General features: G+C 35.3%; 3 protein-coding genes. All 3 read left to right on the top strand.

Annotated features, from left to right (window positions below; genetic code table 11):
• Window positions 1-72 precede the first annotated feature (72 nt).
• The 3 genes from F3G86_RS09335 to F3G86_RS09325 all read left to right on the top strand — a co-directional run bounded on the left by F3G86_RS09335 (window position 73) and on the right by F3G86_RS09325 (window position 2,250).
• Entirely contained in the window at window positions 73-276 is a 204-nt protein-coding gene (locus F3G86_RS09335; protein ID WP_103609796.1) for a hypothetical protein, read from the top strand.
• A gap of 129 nt (window positions 277-405) precedes the next feature.
• Window positions 406-987, top strand: coding sequence for an SU10 major capsid protein (locus tag F3G86_RS09330; protein ID WP_149723693.1), 582 nt, complete (start codon window positions 406-408; stop codon window positions 985-987).
• Between the two features lie 96 nt (window positions 988-1,083).
• A complete protein-coding gene (locus tag F3G86_RS09325) occupies window positions 1,084-2,250 on the top strand; it encodes a Cj0814 family flagellar-dependent secreted protein (protein ID WP_149723692.1) in 1,167 nt (388 codons plus the stop codon).
• Window positions 2,251-2,433: the final 183 nt, after the last annotated feature.

The following is a 2,433-nucleotide window of genomic DNA, read 5'->3' as shown; positions in this document are numbered from 1 at the left end:
TAAAAAAGACAGAGTTGTAAAGTTTGAACTACTATCGTTTAGGTTAAAAGAATCATAATAATGTTTTTATTTATGAAGTTTGAGAACCCAAAACTTAAACTACTTGATGCGATAGACACAAGCGGAGATAAAGTAGGCTTAGTTAAGAAAGTGCTATTAAATAAAGACATAAGCGACGGCGTAAAAGCTAAGGCAGTAAATAGACTAACTAAAAATAAAATTAGTCAAGGTGCAAAAACTAGCTATATATCTACTAAAAACTCCAATAATAATTAAAAAGCCCTATCTTTTAGGGCTCGCTTTTTTTAAAAACACTAAATTTTCTTTTTGATTTTCTCAAAATTGGGTAGATTTGATACAGCTACAAATGATAAATTGCCATTAAATTGCATAAAAGGAGCAAAAATGGCAATAACAACTACTGGGTTTCAAGCCCCAGCTACAAAAAGAGAAGGGCTAAAGCCTTCGGTATATGAAAAAATAATTTTAATAGGTGCTGACGAGACGCCTATGCTAAGCCTTATTGGCACTTCAAGCGTAAAAGGCATAGAGCACTCCTCTCTAACTGACAGCTTGGCTGCCCCAAAGAAAAACGCACAACTTGAAATATCTGACTTTGATGATCAGATCAAATCAAGTGTGCAAAAGACTTCAAACGCAGTGCAAATTTTCACTTCAAACGTTAGTGTTTCAAGAAGTATGCAAGCAGTGGCTACTTACGGCGGTAAAGAGTTAGAGCGTGAGACAGCTAAAAGAGCAAAAGAACATAAGCTAGATATGGAGTATGCTATCTTTGGTCTTGGACGTGATGCTGATGTTAAAAACCTCTCTGATAAATTTACAAGTAAATTCCTAATCGGACTTGAAAACGGCAAAAGTATCACCACTAAAGAAATTTACAACATCACCTACCTTGAAAATGACCTCAAATTTAAAGAATTATCTAGCAAAGATAGGCTTTATAAAAAGGTAGATACAAGAGTTTAGGAGTAAATTTATGCAGACTAAAAAGTATTGGCGAAATAAATCTTTTCATAAAAAAGACGATATCTTTGGTATGAGTTTGAGCTAAAAGGATATAAAATGATAAACGCACTTGGTAGCTACCACTTGAATTTAGAGCAGAACATAAAGGTATCAACCAAAATTTCTACAAACCAAACCAGCTCTCTAGTTTTAGGCTACAAGGTAGATAAAGATGGCTACTTTACAGATGAGTTTAATAAACAAGCTGGCATACCAAGCGAATATAAAATTCACTCAAGCACGCTGGAGTCTTTAGTCAATGTTGCAGAAGGAACTTCATTTTTTAGTCGCACCTTTAAAAGCATAGATATTGTAAAGACTGCTGGCAATGCCTACAAAATTCTCTCCCAAGTCGTTGGCGAAGACACGCTAAATTCGAAAGATAGCTTTAGCTTAGATGATATAAGAAATTTCCCACAAGGTTTTTCTTATAACCGCCAAAGCATGCAAGTAACAAAAATTCATAGCTCTATTTACGACTTCGATGCAGCTGCTTCTAGCTTTAACTACAAAGAGTCAAATAAGCAGATGATAAGCACGCTCTTTTTCAACCCAAGCTTTAGCGGTGGAGATGGTAGGCAGCCATTAAAGCCAACAACAGATATCTTTAACAACAACAATGGTGGCAAGGAGAGTGTGGGAAGTGGTGTTTTTATCGATCCACACGGCGAAAGATATACAAATAAAGATGGCTCTATAACTAAAGGCGGACTTTTAGCAGCCGTCATAAATAGCAACCTTGACGTCAAAGAAGGTGAAACTACCGTTTTTGGAAAGAAGCAAGGCTTTGATAAGAGCGTAGATAGTAAAGAATTTAGTAGAGCATTTGAGCTATTTGAGCTTATGGGCGAGATGAAATTTGGAGCAAATTTCAATAAAGCAAGCGACTCTGATCTAGCTGGTATGCCTGCATATATGCAAGAGTATGTTAAGTATAAAAGGGACCTTGTCTATGTAGATCTAACGACTGGGTTTGTCGGTAAGTATTCAGATGAAGAAGACGAACTATCATTTAAAAAGATGATGGAGCATAATCTAAAAATGCTAAAGCTACTCTTTGGCGAGATAGATAAAGATGGTAAGAAGAGCAAGGACTTTATGGATAGCTTTTTGAAATTTAGTATGCCACCTTTAAATTTAGTAAAAGAGCTAAATGAAAACCCAGCAGGAAAATACCTAGTAGATATGCTTGGTATAAAAAAAGATGTTGATATAAAGGCGTAGGGGGAGTTAAAATGATAACTAGCATAAACGGACTTAGCAACGCACCGATACAAGACAACACTATCCAAAAGGAAAATGCAAAAATGTCAAAGGAACAAGAAAAGGCTCTAATTGATTCATATATGCAAAATTTAATAATTGATAATGTTGAAAAATACATCAAAGAAGACAGAAGTAGTGAAA

This window comes from Campylobacter concisus, assembly GCF_902460595.1.
In the GTDB taxonomy this organism is placed as follows: domain Bacteria; phylum Campylobacterota; class Campylobacteria; order Campylobacterales; family Campylobacteraceae; genus Campylobacter_A; species Campylobacter_A concisus_BL.
This window is presented reverse-complemented; position numbering and strand designations above follow the sequence as displayed.

What these genes read in the sequence shown, in the direction of transcription:
- F3G86_RS09335 (WP_103609796.1), top strand. Translation starts at nt 73, where the DNA reads ATGAAGTTTGAGAACCCAAAACTTAAACTACTTGATGCGATAGACACA.
- F3G86_RS09330 (WP_149723693.1), top strand. Translation starts at nt 406, where the DNA reads ATGGCAATAACAACTACTGGGTTTCAAGCCCCAGCTACAAAAAGAGAA.
- F3G86_RS09325 (WP_149723692.1), top strand. Translation starts at nt 1,084, where the DNA reads ATGATAAACGCACTTGGTAGCTACCACTTGAATTTAGAGCAGAACATA.